This window comes from Pseudomonas sp. FP1742, from assembly GCF_030687145.1.
In the GTDB taxonomy this organism is placed as follows: domain Bacteria; phylum Pseudomonadota; class Gammaproteobacteria; order Pseudomonadales; family Pseudomonadaceae; genus Aquipseudomonas; species Aquipseudomonas frederiksbergensis_D.
In genome coordinates this window covers 1,007,541-1,033,457 of record NZ_CP117460.1, presented here as the reverse complement: position 1 = coordinate 1,033,457, position 25,917 = coordinate 1,007,541, and the positions used below count along the sequence as shown (strand labels likewise).

The window sequence follows — 25,917 nt, the reverse complement described above, 5'->3', positions numbered from 1 at the left end:
CTGCGATCCAATGATCCAAAAAAAACGCGCTACCCAATTGGGTGGCGCGTTTTTTTGTGCAGCAATCGCAGCTTAGCTGCCCGCCACCGTCATCCGCTCGATCAACACCGAACCGGTGCGAATGTTGCTGCGCAATTCCAGGTCATTACCTACCGCAATGATCTGCTTGAACATATCGCGCATGTTGCCGGCGATGGTCACTTCCTGCACCGCGAACTGGATCTCGCCGTTCTCGACCCAGAAACCCGCCGCGCCACGGGAGTAATCGCCAGTGACCATGTTCAGGCCCTGCCCCATCAGTTCGGTAACCAGCAGGCCACGACCCATGCGGCGCAGCAAGGCCGCCTGATCTTCGTCGCCATGGGTGACGAACAGGTTGTGCACGCCGCCGGCATTGGCGGTGCTCGGCATGCCCAGCTTGCGGCCGGAGTAAGTGCCGAGAATGTAGGACACCAGCTCACCGTTCTCCACGAACGGCTTGGCGTAGGTCGCCAGGCCATCGCCGTCGAAGGCAGAGCTGCCCAAAGCGCGCATCAAGTGCGGACGCTCATCGATGGTCAGCCACTCTGGGAACAGTTTCTGCCCCAGCGTGCCTTCGAGGAACGACGATTTGCGATACAGACTGCCGCCGGAGATTGCCGAGAGGAAACTGCCGAACAAGCCACCGGCCAGCTCCGCGGAAAACAGTACAGGCACTTCGCAGGTCGGCACCGGGCGCGCGCCCAGACGGCTTGCTGCCCGTTGCGCGGCACGCTGGCCGATGCTCTCCGGGCTGGCCAACAAATTGCCCTGCCGGTTCACGTCGTACCAGTAATCGCGCTGCATCTGGCCATCGGCTTCAGCGATCATCACGCAGCTGAGGCTGTGACGGGTCGAGGCGTAACCGCCGATAAAACCGTGGCTGTTACCGTAAACCCGGCAGCCCTGGTGAGTACTGAGGGTAGTGCCGTCGGCATTCTTGATCCGGCTGTCAGCAGCAAACGCCGCCGCTTCACAGGCCAGGGCCTGCTCGATCGCTCGCTCCGGGGTGATGCTCCATTGGTGGAACAGGTCGAAATCCAGCAGGTCCTTGGCCATCAGCGCTTCATCCGCCAGGCCCGCGGCTTCGTCTTCCGACGTGTGTTTGGCGATCGCCAGCGCAGCGGCAACGGTTTCGCGAATCGCCTCCGAACCACTGGCCGAGGTGCTGGCCGAGCCTTTGCGCTGCCCTACATACAAGGTGATGCCAAAGCCCTGATCGCGGTTGAACTCAACGGTTTCGACTTCCCGCTGACGCACCGTGGTCGACAGGCCCTGCTCCAGCGACACCGCCACTTCACAGGCACTGGCCCCCTGGCGCTTGGCTTCAGCAATGATCTGCTCGACTTGTTCTTGCAGTGCCGGCAACGCTTGTGGGCCGACGCTTTCAACTGCACTCATGCTGTTCTCCACTCAAATTCTGCTTTCGGCTGGGGCCTTCGAGCGACCGGGCCGGACAAGCGGCCCCCGACTGGTTATCATGGCGGCGTTTCTTTGCGGACTGCCACCATGGTTGATTCTTACGACGACTCCCTCGACGGGGGAGAAAAAAGCAAAACCCAAGTCAAACGCGAGCTGCATGCTCTGGTTGACCTTGGCGAGCGCCTTACAACGCTCAAGCCTGATCTGCTGGCCAAACTGCCGTTGACCGACGCTCTGCGCCGGGCCCTGGCCGATGCGCCCAAGCACACCGCGCATATCGCGCGTAAACGGCACCTTCAGTTCATCGGCAAGCTGATGCGCGATCAGGACACTGACGCCATTCTCACTCTGCTCGATCAACTCGATGCCTCCACCCGGCAGTACAACGAACGTTTCCACGGCCTGGAACGCTGGCGCGATCGCTTGATCGCAGGCGACGACGCCGTCCTGGAGAAATTCGTCGTCGATTACCCGGAGGCCGATCGTCAGCAATTGCGCTCCCTGATCCGTCAGGCCCAGCACGAACTGGCGACCAACAAGCCACCGGCCTCGAGCCGTAAAATCTTCAAGTACATCCGTGAGCTGGACGAGACTCAACGCGGTTTGCGTTAGTCCCGAATCGGGTGAGTTGTCTCGCAACTCACCCGAAGCTTCACTTTTTCAAGAACCCCTTACGATCCTGTGCCACCCACAGTGATCGCATCGATTTTCAGCGTTGGCTGGCCGACACCCACCGGCACCGACTGCCCATCCTTGCCACACGTTCCCACACCGCTGTCCAGCGCCAGATCGTTACCGACCATCGACACCCGGCTCATGGCTTCCGGCCCGTTGCCGATCAACGTCGCGCCTTTGACCGGGGCAGTAATCTTGCCGTCTTCGATCAGGTACGCCTCGCTGGTGGAGAACACGAACTTGCCGCTGGTGATGTCCACCTGACCACCACCGAGGTTGGCGCAGTAGATGCCTTTTTTCACCGAGGCGATGATTTCCGCCGGGTCGCTTTCGCCACCGAGCATGTAAGTGTTGGTCATGCGCGGCATCGGCAGGTGCGCATAGGACTCGCGACGGCCGTTGCCGGTGCGGGCCACGCCCATCAGGCGCGCGTTGAGCTTGTCCTGCATATAACCTTTGAGCACACCGTTCTCGATCAGCGTGGTGCACTCGGTCGGCGTGCCTTCGTCATCGACGCTCAGCGAACCACGGCGCCCGACGAGGGTGCCATCATCGACGATGGTGCAGAGCTTCGATGCAACCATCTCGCCCATGCGCCCGCTGTAAGCCGAACTGCCCTTGCGGTTGAAATCGCCTTCCAGGCCATGGCCAACGGCTTCGTGCAGCAACACGCCGGACCAACCCGACCCCAACACCACCGGCAGCGTACCGGCCGGCGCCGGGATGGCTTCCAGATTCACCAGTGCCTGACGCAACGCTTCACGGGCATAACCCATGGCGCGGTCTTCGCTGAGGAAATAGCGGTAGTCGGTACGACCGCCACCGCCATGGCCGCCGCGCTCACGACGACCGTTCTGCTCGACGATCACGCTGACGTTGAAACGCACCAGCGGCCGCACATCCGCTGCCAGGCCGCCATCGGTGGAGGCGATCAGAATCCGCTCCCAGACCCCGGCCATGCTCACCGTGACTTGCTGGATACGCGGGTCGAGGGCGCGAGTCGCCACGTCGATACGCTTGAGCAGCTCGACTTTCTCGGCACGGCTCATCACCTCCAGCGGGTTGTCCGGCCCGTACAATTGGGCGACATCCTGGGTGGTGAACGCCTGCACGGTGCCATTCTGCCCGGCTCGTGAGATCGAACGGGCTGCGCGGGCCGCCGCGCCCAGTGCTTCGAGGGTGATTGCATTGCTGTAGGCGAAACCGGTTTTTTCACCCGATTGCGCACGCACGCCGACACCCTGGTCGAGGTTGAAGCTGCCTTCTTTGACGATCCCGTCTTCCAGCGCCCAGGACTCGGAGATCTGCCCCTGAAAATACAGGTCGGCGGCATCGATGCCCGGGCCGGCCAGATCACCGAGCACACCTTGCAGGCTCTCGATCGTTACGCCGCCGGGCGCCAGGAGGTGTTCACTGACGGAGGACAACAACTCGCTCATATGCTTTACGCCTTAAATTCGTCGTTCTGATGCAGGTCGCTGGGCGCCCTGCGAGAAAAAGCGCCGATGAGTGGACACCGGCATCCGCGCCCTGATGGACGCCTGTTCGCTGCTGTCGCGTTCGGCCAGCAGCACGGCCTCGCCCTGATCCTGTTGTGCCAGCACCCGCCCCCATGGATCGACGATGGCAGCATGACCAAAGGTCTCTCGTGGCCCCGGATGTGTTCCACCCTGGGCGGCCGCGAGCACATAACACTGAGTCTCGATGGCCCGCGCGCGAATCAGTACGTCCCAATGGGCCGCGCCGGTCACCGCGGTGAAGGCCGACGGAGCGGTAATCAATTCCGCGCCGGCAGCACGCAATTCGCTGTAAAGCTCCGGAAATCGCAAGTCGTAACACACCGTCAGGCCGACTCGACCGACCGGCGTATCGGCAACCACCACGCCACTGCCATAAGCATAGTCATCGGATTCGCGATAACGTCCGCGATTGTCCGCCACGTCCACGTCGAACAGGTGCAGCTTGTCGTACCGCGCCACGGTCTCGCCCTGGTCGTCCACCAGCAACGAGCACGCATGCGCTTTGGCCGTCGGCTGATCCACCGGCGGCAACGGCAATGTGCCGGCCACTATCCATAACTTGAGGTCGCGGGCGGTCTGTTTCAACCACGGCAGGATCGGGCCTTCGCCCAGGGCTTCGGCGCGACCGATGTCAGCAATGTCGCGACGGCCCATGGCAGCGAAGTTTTCCGGCAGCACGGCAAGCCGCGCGCCACCGGTCGCCGCCTGCTCAAGCAGACGACGGGCCTGGGCCAGATTGGCCAGCACGTCGCTCTGGCTGACCATTTGAATTACCGCTACAGACATGGCGCGCTCCTCAATATATGCCGCCATGCTACTCCATAGGCCCAAAGAGTGCTTTTTCAAAAAGAATTCAAAAAGGCTTGTCGAAGGTGATTTTCGGCTCTTTCCACGGCCCCTTGACGGTGTATTTGACGCTGGCGAAACGCGCCACGCGGTCACCGATCAGCTTATCGATCAGGAACAGCGCCCCGCCGACCGCCGGCGCACCGACGATCAGCGCGGCAATCGGCAGGTTGTTGGTCACCGGCAAGGTCACCAGCAACTTGGCATCGACCTGATCTGCCACCAGGTCCAGGGTGCCGTTGAGTTCCAGGTTGCTCGACGGGCCGGTCAGCAGGATCGGCTCACGGGTCACGTAGACCCCGTTGGTCGCGACCAGCAGGCCTTTGACCCGGTCATAGCTCAAGCCTTTGCCGAACAGGTCGGAAAAGTCCAGCCGCAAGCGGCGGCCGATGGAGTTGAAGTTGAGCAGGCCAAATACCCGTAGAGCCTGGGCGCTGCCCTCGACTTCAACGAACTGACCTTTATTGAGCGATGGATCAAGAGTGCCGGAGAAGCGCTTGGTGGCCAGCCACGCCGGTGAGCCTGGCCAGCGACCGTCGACATCCATATGAAATTCTTCGCTGGTGACACTTGGCGCAAAGCCCCAGCCCTTGAGCACGTCGGCGAGGTTCTTGCCACTGACCCGGCCCTTGTACCAACTGCTGGTGTTACCCGGCGTGCCTTCCCAACCGCCGCTACCCTGCAGGAAGATGCCCTTGAGGCCCATGTCCAGGGAGTTGAGGGCAATGCCCTTGGCGGTCGGGCGAACCTTCATTAGCCAGGCGCCTACCAGGTCCTGGCCCTGGAACAGCTGATTGATGGTGATATCCAGCGCCGGGATTTTCGTCGGGTCCACGGTGGCCAGCGGATCCGGCGAATTCTCGTCGGCCAGCACCGTCGGGTCTGGGGCCGGCAAACGTACGTATTGCAGATTGACCGCAATCGGTGCGGCTTTCGCATCGGGAATACCGACGGTGCCCTTGGCCTGCTGACTGTCGAGTTGTAGCGCCCAGGCGGCCGGCTTGCGCGTCAACTGCACCGACGCCTGATCAAGGGTGGTGCCGAAACCGCTGAGCTTGCCAACCTTGAAATCCGCGCCGCTGAGCAATTGCTTGGCGCTGCCGCCTGGATCCTGGCCAGCATACTTGCTGACAAGATCCTGCCAGGGAGCGACATCGAGTTCGGAGAGTACACCGCGCACGCGCAGGCCTTTGTTGCCAGGCAACACAGCATCGCCACCGCCAAGATACAACTCGCCGCGACCGTCGATGAAATTGCCGGTCGGTGCCGCAAACGTGAAGTTTGCCAACTCCCCATAGTTGACCCAGTAACGCCGCTCCGGTCCTTGCAGGGTCATGCGGAACACGGTGTCGCGTCCGACATCGGCCGCCATGCCGAACGGTGCCGGCAAATCCACCGCCACGCCTTTGAGGCTGGAACTGACCATCAATTGGCTGTCGGCGCCATCAAGGTTCAGTTGCAATTGATAAGGGACCACACCGGACACCGGCAACGGCTGAGTGACGTTCAGCCATTCACTGAGCTTCTTGACCTCGACCTGACCCGATGCGGTGACCCGAGTGTTGAGCTTGCCCGCACTGCCATCGGCGAAAATCTGCGCGGTCACGGGCTTGTCGAATGCTCGCGCCGTGATTTTTTGCCCGCTCAAACCCTTGGTATTGTCGAAGCGGAAGTCGCCCTTGAGTTGTGTCAGTTCCAGGATGGGCTCGCGAAGTTTCAAGCGGGCCTTGTCGGTCTTGAAGTCGACGAGGATTTTCGGTTGCTCACCTTTGACCAGCGGGATATCCAGGTTGAGCTTGCCTTGCAGATCGCCCTCGCCCTCCCAGCCGGCGAAGGTATCGGCGGTGCCGATCGGTGCTTCCTGCAGAATCTTCAGGCCATCGCCCAACCCGCCGGCGAACGCGCCATCGAGGAACAGGTGGGGGCTCTGTCCGGCAGGCACATGGGGAATATTGACGTAGACATCGTTGACCTGGGTGTCGAGCAATTGCCCCTTGTTTGCGAGGATCCGCACACCGCTGTCTTCGATGAACACATCGCCGCTGACCTTGCTGACATGCGGCCAGCCCGGCTGGAATGCCAGTTCGGCATCGTGAACCTTGAAAAACAGGCTGATACTGCGAGCCGTTTCCGGGGCGCCGTGGTTCAGCGACCCCTGGTACTGGAAGAAACCTTCATCCACCGCGCCTTTGAGAATCGCCGTGCGCAGCCATTCGTCCAGCGCCGGGCTCAACACGGCCGGCAGGTATTTGGCGGTGTAACGACCGTCGCCGTCGACCAGGCCGACCCGCAGGTCCATGTAGTCTTCCTGGGTGTGATCGAAATGCAGGCGGATCAGGAAGTCGCCGGCAATCTTGCCCTCCTCGCCCAGCACCTTCAGGTACGGCGCAATCAGGGTGAAACCTTCTTTGTCGAGTTTCCAGGTCAACCGCGCGTTGGCCTGAATGTATTGCCATGGCTTGGCGAAAATCGGGTCCAGGTGCAGGGAAAAATCCTTGCTGTCCATGCGCAACTCGCCCTGTCCGAGGTCGCCGCTGATGCTGCCGCTGACATTTCGCGCTGCCGGTGCACCGTGATAAGCGTCGAAGCCGACCTTTTCCAGATTGGCGGCAAAGCTGAATTTGCTGTCATCGGTAGCTGCCGGGCGCAGGTCGATCAGCACGTTGCGTAACATCCCCGTGACCTTGAGCCGCTCGACGGCGGTGGCGACACCTTCCGGAAGCGGACCCAAGGCGTTCAGCAACGGGGTGAGCGGCGTGAGATCAATGCGGTCGACTTGCAGATGCAAGAGTTCAGGCACCTTGTCGGTCGCCACCGTTTGTTGAAATTGCAGCTTCGATTCCCAGCGGGTGTCGCCCAGGCTCATGGCCAGGGAGTCCAGGGTCACCAGGACGCCCGTGGAGTTGCGCTGGAAATACCCGTTAAGCGCCAGATTGTTGATCTCGATCGGCTTGCGTTCGGCGTAGGCGCCCTTGAGTTGCGGCGCGTTCAAACGGATCGCGGCGCTTTGCAGGGCACCTTCGCTCCAGTTCACCCAGAGCTCGCCACCGGCCTTGATTTCGGAGAAATTCCATTGCTGAGTCAGACGCTCGGGCAACCATTTCGACCAATCGCTTTGCGGCAGACTCAGATAAGCATCGACCTCGCCGTCCGCCCACTGACTGGCGCGGATACGGGTGTGCAGGCTCATCGCAACCGGCTGGCCGTCAGGCAGGGTCAAGCGAGCATCGAGGCGCTGACGCGACACGCCGGTTCTCAAATTAAGGCCAACATAGGTCAGGGTCAGCGGCGGCTGATCCAGCGGCTGCAAGGTCACCTGACTGTCGAGCACCGACAGTTGCTGGACCATCTGCATGCGATTGAGCAGTTGCTCCGGATCCAGCGGCTGATCCTGCTGCACCGGCAACCCCTCCAGCGCCCAATGACCGTCCTCGCCTTCCTTGAGGCTGATCTTCAGACCGTTGAGTTCCAGATGTGCGATGCGTATTTCGCGTGCCAGGAGGCTGGCCCACAGATCCGGTACCGCACGCACCTGATCCAGGCGCAGGGCATTGGCGCCCTCACCAACCATCACGTCATGGGCCAGCAGAACCGGAGCGAGGCCACTCCAGCGACCTTCCAGTACACCGATGTGCAAGGGCATGCCCAAGGCGGCGCTGGCTTTGGTTTCGACGTCGGCACGGTATTCGGCCACCAGCGGTGTCAGCTCCCGGCCGAGGCTGACGAACAGCGCCATCAGCACCAAAACCAACGCACACAGGCCCAGGCCCCAGCGGGTCAGTGCGGCCAAAATGCGTGTCAGACGGTCCATGTCAGTTGGCTCCCATGGCAAAAATGCAAAAAGCTGAGGCCAGCCGTTCTAATGGAATTGAAATACAACGCTTCAGAGCAGCACCACGTCGTATTGTTCCTGGGAATACATGGTTTCTACCTGAAATCGAATGGTGCGCCCGATAAACCCTTCGAGCTCGGCGACGTTGCCCGACTCTTCATCGAGCAAGCGGTCGACCACTTTCTGGTTCGCCAGCACGCGATAGCCTTCGGCCTGATAGGCACGGGCTTCACGCAGGATTTCGCGGAAGATCTCGTAGCACACGGTTTCCGGGGTCTTGAGCTTGCCGCGCCCCTGGCAGCTGCTGCACGGTTCGCACAGCACTTGCTCAAGACTTTCGCGGGTTCGCTTGCGGGTCATCTGCACCAGGCCCAACTCGGTGATGCCGATGATGTTGGTCTTGGCGTGATCGCGCTCCAGTTGCTTCTCGAGGGTGCGCAACACCTGACGCTGATGCTCTTCATCTTCCATGTCGATGAAGTCGATGATGATGATCCCGCCCAGGTTGCGCAGACGCAGCTGGCGGGCAATGGCGGTGGCGGCTTCGAGGTTGGTCTTGAAGATGGTTTCTTCAAGGTTGCGATGACCGACGAAGGCTCCGGTGTTGACGTCGATGGTGCTCATGGCTTCCGCCGGATCGACCACCAGATAGCCGCCGGACTTGAGCGGCACCTTGCGCTCCAGGGCTTTCTGGATTTCGTCTTCGACGCCATACAGGTCGAAAATCGGCCGTTCGCCAGGGTAATGCTCCAGACGATCGGCAATCTCCGGCATCAGCTCAGCGACAAACTGCGTGGTTTTCTGGAAGGTTTCCCGGGAGTCGATGCGGATCTTCTCGATCTTCGGGCTCACCAGGTCGCGCAAGGTGCGCAACGCCAGGCCGAGGTCTTCGTAGATCACACTCGGCGCACTGATGGTTTTGATCTGGGCGTTGATCTGGTCCCAAAGCCTGCGCAGGTAGCGGATATCCATGAGGATTTCATCGGCTCCGGCCCCTTCGGCAGCGGTACGCAGAATGAAACCGCCGGCTTCCTTGATACCTTCTTTCTCCACGCAGTCGGTGACCACTTGCTTGAGGCGTTCGCGCTCGGCTTCGTCTTCGATCTTCAGGGAAATACCGACGTGGGCGGTGCGCGGCATGTACACCAGATAGCGCGACGGAATCGACAGTTGCGTGGTCAGACGCGCGCCTTTGGAGCCGATCGGGTCCTTGGTGACTTGCACCACCAGGCTCTGCCCCTCGTGAACCAGGGCGCTGATGCTCTCTACCGCCGGGCCTTCGCGCAGGGAAATTTCCGAGGCGTGAATGAAGGCGGCGCGGTCCAGGCCGATATCGACGAAAGCCGCCTGCATGCCCGGTAATACCCGCACCACCTTGCCTTTATAGATGTTGCCGACGATGCCGCGCTTTTGCGTGCGCTCGACATGGACCTCTTGCAGGACACCGTTTTCGACCACCGCCACACGCGATTCCATCGGCGTGATGTTGATCAGAATCTCTTCACTCATGGCAGGGTCTCGTTCAGGCATGTTCACGATAATGGCCGCATCTTGTCAGTACGACGCTCAGCGCGCGTTAAGGGTTTGCCAACAGGGTATGCCGAAATGGCCGAGCAGCTCGAAGGTTTCGCACAGCGGCAAGCCGACCACCGCCGAGTAGCTGCCATTGAGCCCGGCGACGAACACCGCGCCCAGTCCTTGAATCCCGTAGCCGCCCGCCTTGTCCCGGGGTTCGCCACTGGCCCAGTAGGCCGCCGCTTCGTCGCGGCCGATGGTGCGAAAACGCACCAGGCTGCGCACCACCAAAGACTCACAACGCTCGCCGTCCTGTACCGCAATCGCCGTCAGCACTTCATGCTCGCAACCGGACAACAGCATAAGCATGGCGCATGCGTCGGCTTCGTCCACCGGCTTACCGAGAATTTTCCCGTCCAGCACCACGGCGGTGTCGGCGCCCAGCACGCAGAAATCCGCATCGGACACGACTGTCCTGCGCCCGGCCTCGGCCTTGCCGCGCGCCAGGCGCTCGACATAAGCCAATGGGGATTCTTCAGGCAAAGGGGTTTCATCGATGTCCGCGCTGATGACGGAGAACGGCACGCCGATCTGCGTGAGCAGTTCACGCCGACGCGGCGAGCCTGAGGCGAGGTACAGCTGTTTCATCAAGACATCTCCCTGTCTGGCGCCCTGTCTCACAGATACTGTTCCTTTTTGGCGAGACAGGGCACCAGTGCGGGCACATGCCTGACCGAATTAATTAATTTTGTAGCGTCGACGCAAACCGCGCAAACCGAAGCTGATCCAAGGCCAGAGCAACGCACTGACCAGTGCCGGCAACACCAGCGCCAGGGTCGGCTGACGATTGCCGGTCAGGGCGCTCAGCCACAACTGAACCAGTTGGGCGAGGCCGAAGATCACCAGGATCACCAGGCTCTGTTGCCACATCGGGAACATGCGCAGGCGCTGTTGCAGCGACAGCACCAGGAACGTAATGAGCGTGAGGATCAACGCATTCTGGCCCAGCAACGTGCCATACAGCACATCCTCGGCCAGCCCCAGGCACCAGGCGGTCACCATGCCGACCTTCTGCGGCAGGGCCAACGCCCAGAACGCCAACAACAAGGCCAGCCACAAAGGACGCAGGATTTCCATGAATTGCGGCAGCGGCGAAACGCTGAGCAACATGCCGATAGCGAAAGTCAGCCAGACCATCCAGCCGTTTCGGGAGGAAGTTGCACCGCCCATTATTCTCTTCCCCCAGTGGTGGCCGGCGCAGCGACAGGCGGTTTGGCAGCAGGCTTCACGGCTGCGGGTTTGGCTGCCGGTGGCTTGGCTGCCGTCGGTGTCGTCGCGGGCGGCTTGGCTGTAGCAGGATGGGTCGCGGCAGGTTTGACCGGGGTCGCGGCGGCAGGCGCAGTTGGTGCGGCAGGTGCAGCCGCCGGAGCCGCGACGGCTGCCGGTATCATCGGCCCGACAGGTTTCGGCACAGTCGCAGGAATGGTCGGCCCGCCACCCTGCCGGTCCAGAGCCTCCTGAGCCTGGGCGGCTTCGTTGGCGCGCTCCTCGGCTGTACGGCCGTCACTGAACACCAGCAGCAGATAACGACTGCGGTTCAACGCGGCGGTCGGCACCGCACGGACGATGGCAAATGGCTGACCGGAATCGTGGATCACTTCCTTGACCGTCGCCACCGGGTAACCCGCCGGGAAACGCTGGCCAAGACCAGAGCTAACCAGCAGATCGCCTTCCTTGATGTCGGCGGTATCGGCCACATGGCGCAGTTCGAGGCGTTCCGGGTTGCCGGTGCCGCTGGCAATCGCCCGCAGACCGTTACGGTTCACCTGCACCGGAATGCTGTGGGTGGTGTCGGTCAACAACAGTACGCGGGAGGTGTATGGCATCAACTCGACCACCTGCCCCATCAGGCCGCGCGCATCGAGCACCGGTTGACCGAGGATCACACCGTCGCGCTCACCTTTATTGATGATGATGCGATGGGTGAAGGGGTTGGGGTCCATGCCGATCAATTCGGCCACTTCGACCTTCTCGTTGACCAGCGCGGAAGAGTTGAGCAACTCGCGCAGCCGAACGTTCTGTTCGGTCAGGGCGGCAAGCTTTTGCATGCGCCCCTGCAACAGCAGGTTTTCGGTTTTGAGTTTTTCGTTTTCGGCGACCAGTTCGGTCCGGCTGCCGAATTGGCTGGCCACACCTTGCCATAGCCGCTGCGGCAGGTCGGTGATCCAGTAAGACTGCATCAGCACCAGCGACATTTGGCTACGCACTGGCTTGAGCAGTGTGAAGCGGGCATCGACCACCATCAGCGCGACCGATAGCACGACCAGCACCAACAAGCGCACGCCCAGTGAGGGGCCTTTGGTGAAAAGCGGTTTAATAAGCCGCTCCTCCCAGGCAAATGTTCTCTTTATTCATACGGCATCAAACCGGCCTGGATGCAGACTGACAGAAGATAAACGCCAACAGGCAGCACTGCAAAGTGCTGCCTGCGGGCTCACCAGCATAGATGCATCGGGCGAGATCACTCGCTCGACAGCAGGTCCATGGTGTGTTTATCCATCATTTCCAATGCACGGCCACCGCCGCGAGCAACGCAGGTCAGCGGGTCTTCGGCAACGATCACCGGCAGACCGGTTTCCTGGGCCAGCAACTTGTCGAGGTCGCGCAGCAAGGCGCCACCGCCGGTCAGTACCAGACCACGCTCGGCGATATCCGAAGCCAGCTCCGGAGGCGATTGCTCCAGCGCACTTTTCACGGCCTGAACGATGGTGGCCAGCGACTCTTGCAGAGCTTCCAGCACTTCGTTGGAGTTCAGGGTGAATGCGCGTGGAACGCCTTCGGCCAGGTTACGGCCACGAACGTCGACTTCACGAACTTCGCCGCCCGGGTAGGCCGTACCGATTTCCTGTTTGATGCGCTCGGCGGTGGATTCGCCGATCAGGCTGCCGTAGTTGCGACGCACGTAGGTGATGATCGCTTCGTCGAAGCGGTCGCCGCCAACCCGTACGGATTCGGCATAGACCACACCGTTGAGGGAGATCAGCGCGATTTCAGTGGTACCGCCACCGATATCGACCACCATCGAACCGCGAGCTTCTTCAACCGGCAGGCCGGCACCGATCGCAGCAGCCATTGGCTCTTCGATCAGGAATACTTCACGGGCGCCGGCACCGAGGGCCGACTCACGGATGGCACGACGCTCAACCTGAGTGGATTTGCATGGAACGCAGATCAACACACGAGGGCTAGGCTGCAAAAAGCTGTTTTCGTGAACCTTGTTGATAAAGTACTGCAGCATCTTTTCGCAAACGCTGAAGTCGGCGATCACGCCGTCCTTCATCGGACGAATGGCAGCAATGTTGCCCGGCGTACGGCCGAGCATGCGCTTGGCCTCGGTGCCGACAGCAACGACACTTTTCTGGTTACCGTGTGTCCGAATAGCCACAACCGATGGCTCATTCAGGACGATACCGCGCTCGCGCACGTAAATAAGGGTGTTGGCAGTGCCCAGGTCAATGGAAAGATCGCTGGAAAACATGCCACGCAGTTTCTTGAACATGGGAAAGGGACCCTAGGCAACGCGTGGGTAAAAAAGTGCGGCAAACTCTAACAACGACAGGGATTTTGGGCAAGGCGCCAATATGTTAAATTGGCCGCTTTTCTGTGCACCAAGCACCACAATCGCGGCCTTGAGACCGTAGATATGCGGTAGTGTTCCGACAATCTAACACACGGACGCCGTCCGTTTTGTTTTCCACTGGAGAATCCCATGGCGCTTGAACGCTCCGACGTGGAAAAAATCGCTCATCTGGCCTGCCTTGGCCTCAATGATGCCGATCTTCCACACATCACTTCGGCCCTGAACAGCATTCTCGGGCTGGTCGACGAAATGCAAGCGGTCAATACCGACGGTATCGAGCCGCTGGCCCACCCACTGGAAGCCAGCCAGCGCCTGCGCGCGGACGTTGTGACCGAAACCAATCATCGCGAGGCCTATCAGTCCATCGCACCAGCGGTCGAAAACGGCCTGTATCTGGTTCCGAAAGTCATCGACTAAAGGGAAAGAGCCTGCAATGCATCAATTGACTCTGGCCGAGATCGCCCGCGGACTCGCCGATAAAAAGTTTTCTTCCGAAGAGCTGACCAAAGTCCTGCTGGCGCGCATCGCCCAGCTCGACCCGCAGCTCAACAGTTTCATCAGCCTCACCGAAGACCTGGCGCTGCAGCAGGCGAAAGCCGCTGATGCTCGTCGGGCCAACGGTGAGAGCGGCGCCCTGCTCGGCGCGCCGATCGCCCACAAAGACCTGTTCTGCACCCAGGGCATCCGCACCAGCTGCGGCTCGAAGATGCTCGACAACTTCAAGGCGCCGTACGACGCCACCGTGGTCGCCAAACTGGCGGCTGCCGGGGCCGTGACCCTGGGCAAGACCAACATGGACGAATTCGCCATGGGGTCGGCCAACGAGTCGAGCTACTACGGCGCGGTGAAAAACCCGTGGAACCTGGAATGTGTTCCAGGTGGTTCGTCCGGTGGTTCCGCGGCGGCGGTGGCCGCTCGTCTGTTGCCAGCAGCGACAGCCACCGACACTGGCGGTTCGATCCGACAACCGGCAGCCTTTACCAACCTCACCGGCCTGAAACCGACGTACGGTCGTGTTTCGCGCTGGGGCATGATCGCTTACGCGTCCAGCCTCGATCAGGGAGGCCCGCTCGCTCGCACCGCCGAAGACTGCGCGATCCTGCTGCAAGGCATGGCCGGTTTCGACCCGCAGGACTCCACCAGCATCGACGAGCCCGTGCCTGATTACAGCGCCGGCCTCAACGGTTCGCTGCAAGGCCTGCGCATCGGCGTGCCGAAGGAATACTTCAGCGCCGGTCTCGACCCACGCATCGCCGACCTGGTCATGGCCAGCGTTGAAGAGCTGAAAAAGCTCGGCGCCGTGGTCAAGGAAATCAGCCTGCCGAACATGCAGCACGCGATTCCTGCGTACTACGTGATCGCTCCGGCAGAAGCATCCTCCAACCTGTCGCGTTTCGACGGTGTGCGTTTCGGCTATCGCTGCGAAGACCCGAAAAATCTGGAAGACCTGTACAAGCGTTCCCGTGGCGAAGGTTTCGGCCCGGAAGTGCAGCGCCGGATCATGGTCGGCGCCTATGCGCTGTCGGCCGGTTACTACGACGCCTACTACCTGAAGGCGCAGAAGATCCGTCGTCTGATCAAGAACGACTTCATGGCTGCCTTCAATGAGGTCGATATCATCCTCGGCCCAACCACGCCGAACCCGGCCTGGAAGCTCGGCGCCAAGAACAACGACCCGGTCTCTGAGTACCTGGAAGATGTCTACACCATCACCGCCAACCTCGCCGGTCTGCCGGGCTTGTCCATGCCAGCAGGTTTTGTCGATGGCCTGCCGGTCGGCGTGCAGTTGCTCGCCCCGTATTTCCAGGAAGGCCGTTTGCTCAACGTTGCGCACCAGTATCAGTTGAACACTGACTGGCACACCCGCACCCCAACCGGCTTCTGAGGAGAAACACATGCAATGGGAAGTCGTGATCGGGCTGGAGATTCATACCCAGCTCACCACCCGGTCGAAAATCTTTTCCGGTAGTTCCACCACGTTCGGTTCCGAGCCGAACACCCAGGCCAGCCTGGTTGACCTCGGCATGCCCGGCGTATTGCCGGTGCTGAACCAGGAAGCGGTGCGCATGGCGGTGATGTTCGGCCTGGCCATCGATGCCGAGATCGGTCAGCACAACGTGTTCGCCCGCAAAAACTACTTCTACCCGGACCTGCCCAAGGGTTACCAGATCAGCCAGATGGAATTGCCGATCGTCGGCAAGGGCCACCTGGACATCGCCCTGGAAGACGGCACGGTCAAACGCGTCGGCATCACCCGCGCGCACCTGGAAGAAGACGCCGGTAAAAGCCTGCACGAAGAATTCAGCGGCGCCACCGGCATCGACCTGAACCGTGCCGGCACACCGCTGCTGGAAATCGTTTCCGAACCGGACATGCGCAGCGCCAAGGAAGCCGTGGCTTACGTCAAGGCAATCCACGCGCTGGTACGCTACCTAGGCATCTGCGACGGCAACATGGCCGAAGGCTCGCTGCGTTGCGACTGCAACGTATCGATCCGTCCGAAAGGCCAGGCCGAGTTCGGCACGCGCTGCGAGATCAAGAACGTCAACTCGTTCCGCTTCATCGAGAAGGCGATCAACAGCGAAGTGCAGCGCCAGATCGAGTTGATCGAAGACGGCGGCAAGGTGATCCAGCAGACTCGCCTGTACGATCCGAACAAGGACGAAACCCGTCCGATGCGCAGCAAAGAGGAAGCCAACGACTACCGTTACTTCCCCGATCCGGACCTATTGCCGGTGGTCATCGAGGACTCGTTCCTCAACGACGTGCGCGCCACCCTGCCGGAACTGCCACCGCAGAAACGCGAGCGCTTCCAGGCGCAGTTCGGTTTGTCGGTGTATGACGCCAGCGTCCTGGCCACCAGCCGCGAGCAAGCCGATTACTTCGAGAAAGTCGTGAGCATCAGTGGCGACGCCAAACTGGCGGCCAACTGGGTGATGGTTGAACTGGGCAGCCTGTTGAACAAGCAAGGCCTGGACATCGACCAGTCGCCGGTTTCCGCCGAGCAACTGGGCGGCATGCTGTTGCGCATCAAGGACAACACCATCTCCGGCAAGATCGCCAAGGTGGTGTTTGAAGCCATGGCCAACGGCGAAGGCAGCGCGGACGAGATCATCGACAAGCGCGGCTTGAAGCAAGTGACCGACACCGGCGCGATCTCGGCGGTGCTGGACGAGATGCTCGCGGCCAACGCCGAACAGGTCGAACAATACCGCGCGGCAGACGAAGCCAAACGCGGCAAGATGTTCGGCTTCTTCGTCGGCCAGGCCATGAAAGCCTCCAAAGGCAAGGCCAACCCGCAACAGGTCAACGAACTGCTCAAAAGCAAGCTCGAAGGCTGACCGGAATGGAGCCAGATCTCAAGCCTGGCTCCATTCCCTGTGGGAGCGGGCTTGCTCGCGAAAGCGGTTCGGCACTCAACATAAGGTTGACTGTCAGAATGCATTCGCGAGCAAGCCCGCTCCCACATTTGTTTCAGGGATACCCTTTATGAAACGCCTGCTCAGCGCCTGCGCCCTGCTCTCCCTCCTGGCCGGTTGTGCCAGCACGGATATCGTCGACCCACACGGCTACGACAAGACCGGCCTGGCCTCGTATTACGGCGCCAAACACCATGGCAAACGCACCGCCAGCGGCGAGCGTTTCAACCAGCACGGCCTGACCGCCGCCCATCGCCAGTTACCGTTCGGCACCCGGGTGAAGGTGACCAACCTGAATAACGACAGATCCTGCGTGGTGCGTATCAACGACCGTGGACCGTATTCTCGCGGGCGCCTGATCGACGTATCCCGTGAAGCGGCCGAACAGTTGGGTATGCTGCGCAGTGGTACCGCGCAGGTTCGCGTGCAAGCCCTCGACGACTGATAAACGGAGCGCTGACTATTTTCGGACTGGCCGATTTACCCCTGATCAACGTCATTGAATTGTTCGGCGGTCTGTTTTTACTGATCGCCGGTGCCGAACTGATGGTGCGCGCCGCCGTGCGCCTGGCCGCGCGACTGCATGTGCGGCCGCTGATCATCGGCCTGACCATCGTGGCCCTCGGCAGCAGCGCGCCGCAGATGGCGGTCAGCTTGCAAGCCACCCTGGCGCAAAACGCCGACATCGCCGTCGGTAGCGTGATCGGCAGCAGTATCTTCAACATCCTCGTCACCCTCGGGCTCTCGGCGCTGATTACTCCACTGCGGGTGTCGCGGCAATTGGTGCGCCTGGATATTCCACTGATGATCGGCGCCAGCCTGCTGGTGTTCGTACTGGCGTGGAACAAAGAACTGAATCGGCTCGACGGCATGATTCTGCTGGCCGCGCTGGTGCTGTACCTGGGCTTGCTGCTGCGCCAGTCGCGGCACTCGGCCCGTCCGCCATCAGGGGCTCATGAAGCGCCGCAGGCACCGTGGTTCAGCAGCCTGCTGATGATTGTCGCCGGGCTGGCGATGCTGGTGTTCGCCGGGCACTTGTTGCTCGGCGCCGCAGTGGCGGTCGCGACCGACCTGGGTTTGTCGGAGCGGATCATCGGCCTGACCATCGTCGCCGTCAGCACTTCCCTGCCGGAACTGGCCACTTCGTTGATCGCCGCGTTGCGCGGCCAACGGGACATCGCGGTGGGCAACGTGATCGGCAGCAACCTGTTCAACCTCCTGGGTGTGCTCGGGCTGACCGCGTTGATCACGCCGTCACCGCTGTCGGTCTCGCCCAATGCACTGGATTTCGATTTGCCGGTGATGCTCGGTGTCGCGGTGCTATGCCTGCCGGTGTTCTATTCCGGCTACCGGGTAACCCGCGCCGAAGGTCTGCTGTTTTTGGGTTTGTACCTGGCCTATGGGCTGCACGTGGTGTCGTTCACCACGGGCATGCCGCTGGCCGGCAAGCTTGAACACCTGATGCTGCTTTTCGTCCTGCCGGCGCTGGTAGCGTTTTTGCTGTTCACTTCGCTACGGGCCTGGCGTCGCCAACACCACAAGAGGGAATTGCCATGAGCACTGATAGAAAGCCTGGGGTTGAAATCCGCCGCCAAGTGATGGGCGATACATTCGTCGACCGCGCCCTGGGCAACGCCACCGAGTTCACCCAGCCGTTGCAGGACTTCGTCAATGAACACGCTTGGGGCGGCGTGTGGAACCGCGAAGGTTTGCCGCTGAAAACCCGCAGCCTGATCACCCTCGCCGCGCTGACCGCGCTGAAGTGCCCGCAAGAATTGAAAGGCCACGTGCGCGGTGCGCTGAATAATGGCTGCACCGTGGAAGAGATTCGCGAAGCGCTGCTGCATTGCGCGGTGTACGCCGGTGTGCCAGCAGCGATCGATGCGTTTCGGGCTGCGCAGGAAGTGATCGATACCTACCAAAAACCGGAGTAAGCCGCTGACATTTCTGGTGGCTGTTCAGCCGTCTTCGCGAGCAAGCCCGCTCCCACATTTGGAATGCATTCCCCTGTGGGAGCGGGCTTGCTCGCGAAATGGATCTAAAAAACATCACAAATCCTGAAGTTAAATCCACCCACCCCACTGCAACAAAAAGATCCCGATGTTGGTGGTCACCGCCGCCATCAGCGTGGTCAGCACGATGATCGCGGCCGCCAGTTCATGGTTGCCATTGGCCTGCCGGGCCATGACGAAACTGGCCGCGGCGGTCGGGCTGCCGAAGTACAGAAACAGAATCCCCAACTCCGCCCCGCGAAAGCCCCAGAGCCAGGCACCCAGCGTCGCCAACACCGGCAGGCCGATCATCTTCACCAGGCTTGAACTCAGCGCCATCGTGCCGCTTTTACGCATCGCCGCCAGCGACAACGTGCCACCGATGCAGATCAATGCCAATGGCAAGGTGGTTTGCGCCAGGTATTGTCCGGACCTCTCCAGCCACCCCGGCAAGCCGATCTGGAACCAGGCAAATGGCGCCGCGGCGATTACGCTGATGACCAGCGGATTGACCATCACACTTTTGCAGATGCTCCACGGATCGGACTTGATCACCGGGCTGTAGACCGCCAGCACAATGGTCGAGAGCGTGTTGTAAAACAGGATCACCAGCGCCGCGAGAATCGCCCCGAGGGAAATGCCGTAATCGCCGTACATGCTGGCGGCCAGGGCCAGGCCGATCACTCCGTTATTGCCGCGAAACGCGCCTTGGGTGTAAATGCCCCGGTCTTCCCGCGGGCATTTCCAGATCGCCCAACACCAGGCAATTGCGAAGCACATCAGGGTCGCGACCGAGAAGTAAATCAGCAACGCCGGTTGCAGCGCGGCGTGCAGGTCGGCATGCAAGATGCCCAGAAACAGCAACGCCGGCATGGTGACGTTGAACACCAGGGCCGACGCGGTATGGATGAAGTTGTCGTTGATCCAGTTGATACGCTTGAGCAGCACCCCCAGAAACAGCATGGCAAACACCGGCGCGGTGATGTTCAGGGTTTCGAGGAAGATAGCCAGCATGCCGGGGGAACCTTGGGTGGGCGTCGTTAGGGGGCTAATGATAAGCCACCAGAGACGTCGGCGTCCGCTAGACCGTCTTCGCGAGCAAGCCCGCTCCCACATTCGATCAGCGTCGTACACAAAATTTGTGCACGGCGAAAATTGAATGTGGGAGCGGGCTTGCTCGCGAAGCAGGCGACTCGGTCTCAGGTGATAGGCGCAGGGTTGAACAAGGTAATGTCGTTATGCAGCTTGTGCTGCTCCGCCCACGTCTGTTTCTTGCCGCTGGCCACGTCCAGGTAGTAGTGGAACAACTCCCAGCCGAGGTCTTCGATCGACGCCCGTCCGGTGGCAATCCGTCCGGCATCGATATCGATCAGGTCCGGCCAGCGCTGCGCCAGTTCGGTCCGGGTCGATACCTTCACCACCGGCGCCATCGCCAATCCATAAGGTGTACCACGCCCGGTGGTGAACACATGCAGATTCATCCCCGCCGCCAACTGCAACGTTCCGCAGACAAAATCACTGGCCGGGGTCGCACAGAAAATCAGTCCTTTGCGCTTGAACCGCTCCCCAGGGCCAAGCACCCCGTTGATCGCGCTGCTGCCGGATTTGACGATCGAGCCCAAGGACTTCTCGACAATGTTCGACAACCCGCCCTTCTTGTTCCCCGGCGTGGTGTTGGCACTGCGATCCGCTTCGCCCTTGGCCAGGTAACGGTCGTACCAGTCCATTTCCCGCACCAGTTCCTGAGCGACTTCTTTGGTTTGCGCCCGGGACGTCAGCAGGTAAATCGCATCGCGCACTTCCGTGACTTCGGAAAACATCACCGTCGCACCGGCCCGCAGCAACAGGTCCGAGGCGTAGCCCAGCGCCGGGTTGGCGGTGATCCCGGAGAACGCATCGCTGCCGCCGCACTGCATGCCGAGGATCAGCTCGGACGCCGGCACAGTTTCCCGGCGGCGTTGATCGAGCTTCTTCAAACGGGTTTCGGCCAGCGCCATGATCTGCTCGATCATCTCGGTGAAACCGTGACTGGAATCCTGCAAGCGATACAACCACGGCTCGCTCAAATCCACCGAGCTGTCGTTCTCATGCATCACCTGCCCGGCCTGCAATTTCTCGCAGCCCAGGCTGATCACCAGTGCCTCGCCCCCCAGGTTCGGGTTGCGCGCCAGATTGCGCACGGTGCGGATCGGGATGTACGCGTCGGTGGCGGTGATTGCCACGCCACAGCCGTAACTGTGGGTCAGCGCCACCACGTCGTCGACGTTCGGGTACTTGGGCAGCAACTCGTCCTTGATGCGTTTTACCGCGTGATCCAGCACGCCGGTGACGCACTGCACGGTGGTGGTGATGCCAAGAATGTTGCGCGTGCCGACGGTGCCGTCGGCGTTGCGATAGCCCTCGAAGGTGAAGCCTTCCAGCGGTGCCTGCGCGGCCGGCACTTCGGTGGACAGCGGCAAGCTGTCCAGCGGTGGCGCGGTGGGCATGCGCAGTTGATCTTCCTTGACCCAGCTGCCGCGAGGAATCGGCTGCAACGCGTAGCCGATCGTCTGGCCGTACCGAATCACCTGACCGCCCTCGGGAATGTCCTCGAGAGTGACCTTGTGGCTCTGCGGCACGAAATCCACGGTGACCAGGCCATCGGGGAATTCCGTGCCGGCCGGCACGCCCTGATCGTTGACCACGATCACCACATTGTCCCGCTCGTGCAGGCGGATGTAGCGCGGCGAGTCGGAATGTTCAATCAACTGCATGACGCCGCTCCTCAGGAATGCGCTTCAGATAACTTGCTGTTCGTTTCAGGACCGCTGGCCGGCGGCTCTTTGAGCACAACGCGTTTGATCGGGCCAACGATCACCAGGTAGCTGAATACCGCGACCAACGCGTTGCAACCGACGAACACCAGCGCCCATTTGAACGAGCCGGTGGAGCTGATGATGTAACCGATGACAATCGGCGTGGTGATCGAGGCGATGTTGCCGAAGGTGTTGAACAGGCCACCACTGAGACCGGCAATCTGTTTTGGCGAGGTGTCGGACACCACCGCCCAACCCAGTGCGCCAACGCCTTTGCCGAAGAAGGCCAGGGCCATGAAGCCGACCACCATCCATTCCACGTCCACATAGTTGCAGGCCACGATGCTGCTGGAAACCAGCAGGCCAGCGATGATCGGCGCCTTGCGGGCGAAGGTCAGCGAGTGGCCCTTGCGCAGCAGGTAATCGGAAATCACCCCGCCGAGTACACCCCCGATAAACCCGCAGATCGCCGGCAACGAAGCGATGAAACCGGCCTTGAGAATGGTCATGCCGCGTTCCTGCACCAGGTACACCGGGAACCAGGTCAGGAAGAAGTAAGTGATGCCGTTGATGCAGTACTGGCCCAGGTACACGCCGAGCATCATGCGGTTGGTCAGCAACTGGCGGATGTAGTCCCACTTCGGACCGTCGCCCTTTTTGCCTTTGCCCTTGTCCGAGTCCATGTCAACCATGCCGCCGTTGTCGGCGATGTGCTTGAACTCGGCGTCGTTGATCATCGGGTGCTGGCGCGGACTGTGGATAACTTTCAGCCAGATCCCCGAGAAGATGATGCCGATCACGCCCATGACGATGAACACGTGCTGCCAGCCGAAGCTGTAGACGATCCAGCCCATCAGCGGTGCAAACAGTACGGTGGCGAAGTATTGCGCCGAGTTGAAGATCGCCGAGGCGGTGCCGCGTTCTGCGGTCGGGAACCACGCCGCTACGATGCGTGCGTTGCCGGGGAAGGATGGCGCTTCGGCCAGGCCCACCAGAAAGCGCAGCATGAACAGCGCGACGACGGCGGTGGAAAGCCCGAACTCACCGACATAGCCTTGCAGTACGGTGAACAGCGACCAGGTGAAGATGCTCAGGGCATAGACTTTTTTCGAACCGAACCGGTCCAGCAGCCAGCCACCGGGAATTTGCCCGGCCACGTAGGCCCAACCGAATGCGGAGAAAATATAACCGAGGGTGACCGCGTCGATGCCGAGGTCTTTTTGCAGGCTGGAGCCGGCGATTGCGATGGTGGCCCGGTCGGCGTAGTTGATCGTGGTCACCAGAAACAGCATGAGCAGGATCAAATAGCGGACGTGAGTCGGCTTGGTCGATTGCATTGTAGATGTACTCCCACTGATTATTTTTATGCGGGTAATAACGATTTCTTTGTCGTGTCTGGCTTTTGTGGGAGCCGGGCTTGCCCGCGATGCAGGCACCGCGCAGAGTCAGTCTCAACGCGGTGATGCTATCGCAGGCAAGCCAGCTCCCACAGGTATTGCGGTGTATCAGGAACCGACGTAGGCAGTTTTTACGACCGTGTAGAACTCTTGCGCATAGCGACCTTGCTCACGTGAGCCATAGGATGAACCTTTACGCCCACCGAACGGAACGTGGTAATCCACGCCGGCGGTCGGCAGATTGACCATCACCATCCCGGCCTGGGAATGGCGCTTGAAGTGGTTGGCGTACTTCAGCGACGTGGTGGCGATGCCTGCCGACAGGCCGAACTCGGTGTCGTTGGCCATCGCCAGCGCTGCTTCGTAATCGGCGACGCGAACGATGTTGGCCACCGGGCCGAAGATCTCTTCGCGGCTGATGCGCATCGCAGCTTCGCTGTCGGCAAACAGCGTCGGGGCGAGATAATAGCCCTCGGTGTCGCAGGTCACCAGACCACCGCCGCTGACCAGACGAGCCCCTTCGGACTGGCCGATGTCGATGTACTTCAGGTCCTGTTCAAGCTGCGCTTGCGAGACTACCGGGCCGATGTCGGTGCCGGACCTTAAGGCGTGACCGACCTTGATCGACTTCATGCGCTCGGCCATGGCTTCGACGAATTTGTCGTGGATACCGGCGGTGACAATCAAGCGACTCGATGCGGTGCAACGCTGACCGGTGGAGTAGAACGCGCTCTGCACCGACAGCTCGACCGCTTGCTTGAGGTCGGCGTCGTCGAGAATGATCTGCGGGTTCTTGCCGCCCATCTCCAGCTGCACCTTGGCCTGACGCGACACGCAATTGACCGCGATTTGCCGGCCAACGCCGACCGAACCGGTGAAGCTGATGCCATCGACTTTCGGGCTGTTGACCAGCGCTTCGCCGACCACTCGCCCGCTGCCCATCACCAGGTTGAACACGCCGGCCGGGAAACCGGCGCGGGAGATGATGTCCGCCAATGCCCAGGCACAGCCCGGTACCAGATCCGCCGGTTTCAGCACCACGCAGTTGCCGTAAGCCAAGGCTGGAGCGATTTTCCACGCTGGGATCGCGATCGGGAAGTTCCATGGAGTGATCAGGCCGACCACGCCCAATGCTTCGCGAGTCACCTCAACGTTCACACCCGGGCGCACCGACGGCACGTAGTCACCGGACAGGCGCAGGCACTCACCGGCGAAGAACTTGAAGATGTTGCCGGCGCGGGTCACTTCGCCAATGGCTTCGGGCAGGGTCTTGCCCTCTTCCCGGGCCAGCAACGTGCCGAGCTCTTCGCGACGGGCGAGGATTTCGCTGCCGACTTTATCCAGCGCGTCATGGCGAGCCTGAATACCGGAAGTCGACCAGGCCGGGAACGCGGCGCGGGCGGCATCGATGGCGGCGTGGACCTGAACCAGATCGGCCTTGGCGTAGTCACCGATGGTGTCGGTCAACTCCGACGGGTTGATGTTGCTGCAATAGTCGGCGCCGGTGACCCATTGGCCACCGATGTAGTTGTCGTAACGCTTCAAATCAGCCACGGCTTGCACCTTTTAAAAGAAGTCCTTACACAAAAAGCCGCTGATTGCTCAGCGGCCTTGGGTTTGTCGGGTATTACTGCGCGCCCTGCTTGTCGATCAGCGCGGCGAGCATTTCGTATTCTTCGCCCGTCAGATCGGTCAGCGGTGCACGCACCGGGCCTGCGTCATAGCCGGCAATTTTTGCCCCGGCCTTGACGATGCTCACCGCGTAACCGGCTTTGCGGTTACGGATGTCCAGGTACGGCAGGAAGAAGTCGTCGATGATCTTGCCAACAGTGGCGTGATCGTCGCGGGCGATGGCGTGGTAGAAATCCATCGCGGTTTTCGGGATGAAGTTGAACACCGCCGAGGAGTAGACCGGCACACCCAGCGCCTTGTAGGCCGCGGCATAAACTTCGGCGGTCGGCAAACCGCCCAGGTAGCTGAAGCGATCACCGAGGCGGCGACGGATCGACACCATCAACTCGATATCGCCCAGGCCATCCTTGTAGCCGATCAGGTTCGGGCAACGTTCAGCCAGACGCTCCAGCAAGGGAGCAGTCAGGCGGCAAACGTTGCGGTTGTAGACCACCACACCGATTTTTACCGACTTGCACACGGCTTCAACGTGGGCGGCAACGCCGTCCTGGCTGGCTTCGGTCAGGTAGTGCGGCAGCAGCAACAGGCCTTTGGCCCCCAGGCGCTCGGCTTCCTGAGCGTATTCGATGGCCTGACGGGTAGAACCGCCGACACCGGCGAGGATTGGCACGCTGCTGGCGCAGGTGTCGACCGCAGTCTTGATGATTTCCGAATATTCGCTGGCCGCCAGAGAGAAGAACTCACCGGTGCCGCCTGCGGCGAACAATGCCGAGGCGCCGTATGGGGCCAGCCATTCGAGACGTTTGATATAGCCCGCGCGATGGAAGTCGCCCTGAGCATTGAAGTCGGTGACCGGGAACGACAGCAAGCCGGAAGAGAGGATGGACTTCAGTTCTTGTGGATTCATTATTCGAACACCCTGGGTAGCAACGTTGTGTGAGAAAACCATTCAGCCTTCGCCGAAGTTGTAGGTCATCGTACAACTTAAAATACAACCGTCAACTGCATTTCATCGCTGGGTGGGTATTTTTGTCAGACAACATTGTTGTTTAAAGGGGTGAAAGGGGCGCCTTTCAAGCTCAGGAGAGAGATACGTTGTCGGAAGAGCACCCTCGGAGATTTTTCACTCAACGCCCCGGGATCATTGCCTGCGCGCAGTGTTGAACCTTGAAATGCCTGGTCATGATCGGGTTCGGCAGATCACCGATCCGCCCG

The 25,917-nt window shown here is 60.9% G+C and carries 21 protein-coding genes; 7 read left to right on the top strand and 14 right to left on the bottom strand.

All coding sequences use genetic code 11. The features are described from left to right. Nucleotides 1-72: 72 nt before the first annotated feature. Complete coding sequence (gene pmbA, locus PSH64_RS04425) at nucleotides 73-1,419, bottom strand: metalloprotease PmbA (protein WP_105340076.1); 1,347 nt, start codon at nucleotides 1,417-1,419, stop codon at nucleotides 73-75. 108 nt (nucleotides 1,420-1,527) lie between these two features. Between pmbA and yjgA the strand changes: the two genes are divergently transcribed. Then, nucleotides 1,528-2,052 carry a ribosome biogenesis factor YjgA gene (yjgA, locus tag PSH64_RS04420; protein ID WP_105340075.1) on the top strand — a complete coding sequence of 175 codons (525 nt, stop codon included), beginning with the start codon at nucleotides 1,528-1,530 and terminating at the stop codon, nucleotides 2,050-2,052. Between the two features lie 59 nt (nucleotides 2,053-2,111). Here yjgA and tldD read toward each other — a convergent pair whose 3' ends face one another. From tldD to mreB, 8 genes are all read right to left on the bottom strand, one after another. Then, nucleotides 2,112-3,554 (bottom strand): metalloprotease TldD, encoded by a 1,443-nt coding sequence (gene tldD / locus PSH64_RS04415; RefSeq protein WP_105340074.1) that lies wholly within the window; start codon nucleotides 3,552-3,554, stop codon nucleotides 2,112-2,114. Nucleotides 3,555-3,566: 12 nt separating this feature from the next. Continuing rightward, nucleotides 3,567-4,421 (bottom strand): carbon-nitrogen hydrolase family protein, encoded by an 855-nt coding sequence (locus PSH64_RS04410; RefSeq protein WP_105340073.1) that lies wholly within the window; start codon nucleotides 4,419-4,421, stop codon nucleotides 3,567-3,569. A gap of 67 nt (nucleotides 4,422-4,488) precedes the next feature. Then, a complete protein-coding gene (locus PSH64_RS04405) occupies nucleotides 4,489-8,292 on the bottom strand; it encodes a YhdP family protein (protein ID WP_305480078.1) in 3,804 nt (1,267 codons plus the stop codon). 72 nt (nucleotides 8,293-8,364) lie between these two features. After that, complete coding sequence (gene rng, locus PSH64_RS04400) at nucleotides 8,365-9,822, bottom strand: ribonuclease G (RefSeq protein ID WP_105340071.1); 1,458 nt, start codon at nucleotides 9,820-9,822, stop codon at nucleotides 8,365-8,367. A 57-nt stretch (nucleotides 9,823-9,879) separates the two neighbouring features. Beyond that, on the bottom strand, nucleotides 9,880-10,476 hold the full coding sequence (locus tag PSH64_RS04395; protein ID WP_305480077.1) for a nucleoside triphosphate pyrophosphatase: 597 nt from the start codon (nucleotides 10,474-10,476) through the stop codon (nucleotides 9,880-9,882). Nucleotides 10,477-10,566: 90 nt separating this feature from the next. After that, complete coding sequence (gene mreD, locus PSH64_RS04390; RefSeq protein ID WP_105340069.1) at nucleotides 10,567-11,058, bottom strand: rod shape-determining protein MreD; 492 nt, start codon at nucleotides 11,056-11,058, stop codon at nucleotides 10,567-10,569. Next, nucleotides 11,058-12,170 carry a rod shape-determining protein MreC gene (gene mreC, locus PSH64_RS04385; RefSeq protein WP_305480076.1) on the bottom strand — a complete coding sequence of 371 codons (1,113 nt, stop codon included), beginning with the start codon at nucleotides 12,168-12,170 and terminating at the stop codon, nucleotides 11,058-11,060. Before mreC ends, mreD begins: the two co-directional genes overlap by 1 nt. Before the next feature lie 179 nt (nucleotides 12,171-12,349). Further along, entirely contained in the window at nucleotides 12,350-13,387 is a 1,038-nt protein-coding gene (gene mreB / locus PSH64_RS04380) for a rod shape-determining protein MreB (protein WP_002555108.1), read from the bottom strand. A gap of 210 nt (nucleotides 13,388-13,597) precedes the next feature. Between mreB and gatC the strand changes: the two genes are divergently transcribed. From gatC to PSH64_RS04350, 6 genes are all read left to right on the top strand, one after another. After that, complete coding sequence (gatC, locus tag PSH64_RS04375; RefSeq protein ID WP_007901429.1) at nucleotides 13,598-13,885, top strand: Asp-tRNA(Asn)/Glu-tRNA(Gln) amidotransferase subunit GatC; 288 nt, start codon at nucleotides 13,598-13,600, stop codon at nucleotides 13,883-13,885. A 16-nt stretch (nucleotides 13,886-13,901) separates the two neighbouring features. After that, a complete protein-coding gene (gatA, locus tag PSH64_RS04370; RefSeq protein WP_305480075.1) occupies nucleotides 13,902-15,353 on the top strand; it encodes an Asp-tRNA(Asn)/Glu-tRNA(Gln) amidotransferase subunit GatA in 1,452 nt (483 codons plus the stop codon). Between the two features lie 10 nt (nucleotides 15,354-15,363). Continuing rightward, on the top strand, nucleotides 15,364-16,809 hold the full coding sequence (gatB, locus tag PSH64_RS04365) for an Asp-tRNA(Asn)/Glu-tRNA(Gln) amidotransferase subunit GatB (RefSeq protein WP_019647645.1): 1,446 nt from the start codon (nucleotides 15,364-15,366) through the stop codon (nucleotides 16,807-16,809). Between the two features lie 148 nt (nucleotides 16,810-16,957). Beyond that, nucleotides 16,958-17,332, top strand: coding sequence for a septal ring lytic transglycosylase RlpA family protein (locus tag PSH64_RS04360; RefSeq protein ID WP_305480074.1), 375 nt, complete (start codon nucleotides 16,958-16,960; stop codon nucleotides 17,330-17,332). Nucleotides 17,333-17,433: 101 nt separating this feature from the next. Beyond that, nucleotides 17,434-18,444, top strand: a complete 1,011-nt coding sequence (locus tag PSH64_RS04355) for a calcium/sodium antiporter (RefSeq protein ID WP_305481111.1) — start codon at nucleotides 17,434-17,436, stop codon at nucleotides 18,442-18,444. Further along, nucleotides 18,441-18,821 carry a carboxymuconolactone decarboxylase family protein gene (locus tag PSH64_RS04350; protein WP_105340064.1) on the top strand — a complete coding sequence of 127 codons (381 nt, stop codon included), beginning with the start codon at nucleotides 18,441-18,443 and terminating at the stop codon, nucleotides 18,819-18,821. Before PSH64_RS04355 ends, PSH64_RS04350 begins: the two co-directional genes overlap by 4 nt. A 129-nt stretch (nucleotides 18,822-18,950) precedes the next feature. On the opposite strand, the gene PSH64_RS04345 is transcribed toward PSH64_RS04350, so the two are convergent. The 5 genes from PSH64_RS04345 to kdgD all read right to left on the bottom strand — a co-directional run bounded on the left by PSH64_RS04345 (nucleotide 18,951) and on the right by kdgD (nucleotide 25,609). Continuing rightward, nucleotides 18,951-19,892 carry an AEC family transporter gene (locus tag PSH64_RS04345; RefSeq protein ID WP_105340063.1) on the bottom strand — a complete coding sequence of 314 codons (942 nt, stop codon included), beginning with the start codon at nucleotides 19,890-19,892 and terminating at the stop codon, nucleotides 18,951-18,953. 185 nt (nucleotides 19,893-20,077) lie between these two features. Further along, nucleotides 20,078-21,631, bottom strand: coding sequence for a galactarate dehydratase (garD, locus tag PSH64_RS04340; protein WP_105340062.1), 1,554 nt, complete (start codon nucleotides 21,629-21,631; stop codon nucleotides 20,078-20,080). 11 nt (nucleotides 21,632-21,642) lie between these two features. Then, complete coding sequence (locus tag PSH64_RS04335; protein WP_019582409.1) at nucleotides 21,643-23,010, bottom strand: MFS transporter; 1,368 nt, start codon at nucleotides 23,008-23,010, stop codon at nucleotides 21,643-21,645. 168 nt (nucleotides 23,011-23,178) lie between these two features. After that, entirely contained in the window at nucleotides 23,179-24,624 is a 1,446-nt protein-coding gene (locus tag PSH64_RS04330) for an aldehyde dehydrogenase family protein (RefSeq protein WP_305480073.1), read from the bottom strand. A 73-nt stretch (nucleotides 24,625-24,697) separates the two neighbouring features. Beyond that, complete coding sequence (gene kdgD, locus PSH64_RS04325) at nucleotides 24,698-25,609, bottom strand: 5-dehydro-4-deoxyglucarate dehydratase (RefSeq protein ID WP_305480072.1); 912 nt, start codon at nucleotides 25,607-25,609, stop codon at nucleotides 24,698-24,700. Nucleotides 25,610-25,917: the final 308 nt, after the last annotated feature.

Bases quoted from the DNA above. Each gene is read 5' to 3' on its own strand.
- PSH64_RS04350 (WP_105340064.1), top strand. From the start codon at position 18,441: ATGAGCACTGATAGAAAGCCTGGGGTTGAAATCCGCCGCCAAGTGATG.
- mreD (WP_105340069.1), bottom strand. From the start codon at position 11,058: ATGGGCGGTGCAACTTCCTCCCGAAACGGCTGGATGGTCTGGCTGACT.
- gatC (WP_007901429.1), top strand. From the start codon at position 13,598: ATGGCGCTTGAACGCTCCGACGTGGAAAAAATCGCTCATCTGGCCTGC.
- PSH64_RS04410 (WP_105340073.1), bottom strand. From the start codon at position 4,421: ATGTCTGTAGCGGTAATTCAAATGGTCAGCCAGAGCGACGTGCTGGCC.
- pmbA (WP_105340076.1), bottom strand. From the start codon at position 1,419: ATGAGTGCAGTTGAAAGCGTCGGCCCACAAGCGTTGCCGGCACTGCAA.
- gatA (WP_305480075.1), top strand. From the start codon at position 13,902: ATGCATCAATTGACTCTGGCCGAGATCGCCCGCGGACTCGCCGATAAA.
- PSH64_RS04405 (WP_305480078.1), bottom strand. From the start codon at position 8,292: ATGGACCGTCTGACACGCATTTTGGCCGCACTGACCCGCTGGGGCCTG.
- PSH64_RS04395 (WP_305480077.1), bottom strand. From the start codon at position 10,476: ATGAAACAGCTGTACCTCGCCTCAGGCTCGCCGCGTCGGCGTGAACTG.
- PSH64_RS04335 (WP_019582409.1), bottom strand. From the start codon at position 23,010: ATGCAATCGACCAAGCCGACTCACGTCCGCTATTTGATCCTGCTCATG.
- yjgA (WP_105340075.1), top strand. From the start codon at position 1,528: ATGGTTGATTCTTACGACGACTCCCTCGACGGGGGAGAAAAAAGCAAA.
- PSH64_RS04360 (WP_305480074.1), top strand. From the start codon at position 16,958: ATGAAACGCCTGCTCAGCGCCTGCGCCCTGCTCTCCCTCCTGGCCGGT.
- kdgD (WP_305480072.1), bottom strand. From the start codon at position 25,609: ATGAATCCACAAGAACTGAAGTCCATCCTCTCTTCCGGCTTGCTGTCG.
- garD (WP_105340062.1), bottom strand. From the start codon at position 21,631: ATGCAGTTGATTGAACATTCCGACTCGCCGCGCTACATCCGCCTGCAC.
- gatB (WP_019647645.1), top strand. From the start codon at position 15,364: ATGCAATGGGAAGTCGTGATCGGGCTGGAGATTCATACCCAGCTCACC.
- PSH64_RS04345 (WP_105340063.1), bottom strand. From the start codon at position 19,892: ATGCTGGCTATCTTCCTCGAAACCCTGAACATCACCGCGCCGGTGTTT.
- tldD (WP_105340074.1), bottom strand. From the start codon at position 3,554: ATGAGCGAGTTGTTGTCCTCCGTCAGTGAACACCTCCTGGCGCCCGGC.
- mreB (WP_002555108.1), bottom strand. From the start codon at position 13,387: ATGTTCAAGAAACTGCGTGGCATGTTTTCCAGCGATCTTTCCATTGAC.
- rng (WP_105340071.1), bottom strand. From the start codon at position 9,822: ATGAGTGAAGAGATTCTGATCAACATCACGCCGATGGAATCGCGTGTG.
- PSH64_RS04355 (WP_305481111.1), top strand. From the start codon at position 17,434: ATGGTGCGCGCCGCCGTGCGCCTGGCCGCGCGACTGCATGTGCGGCCG.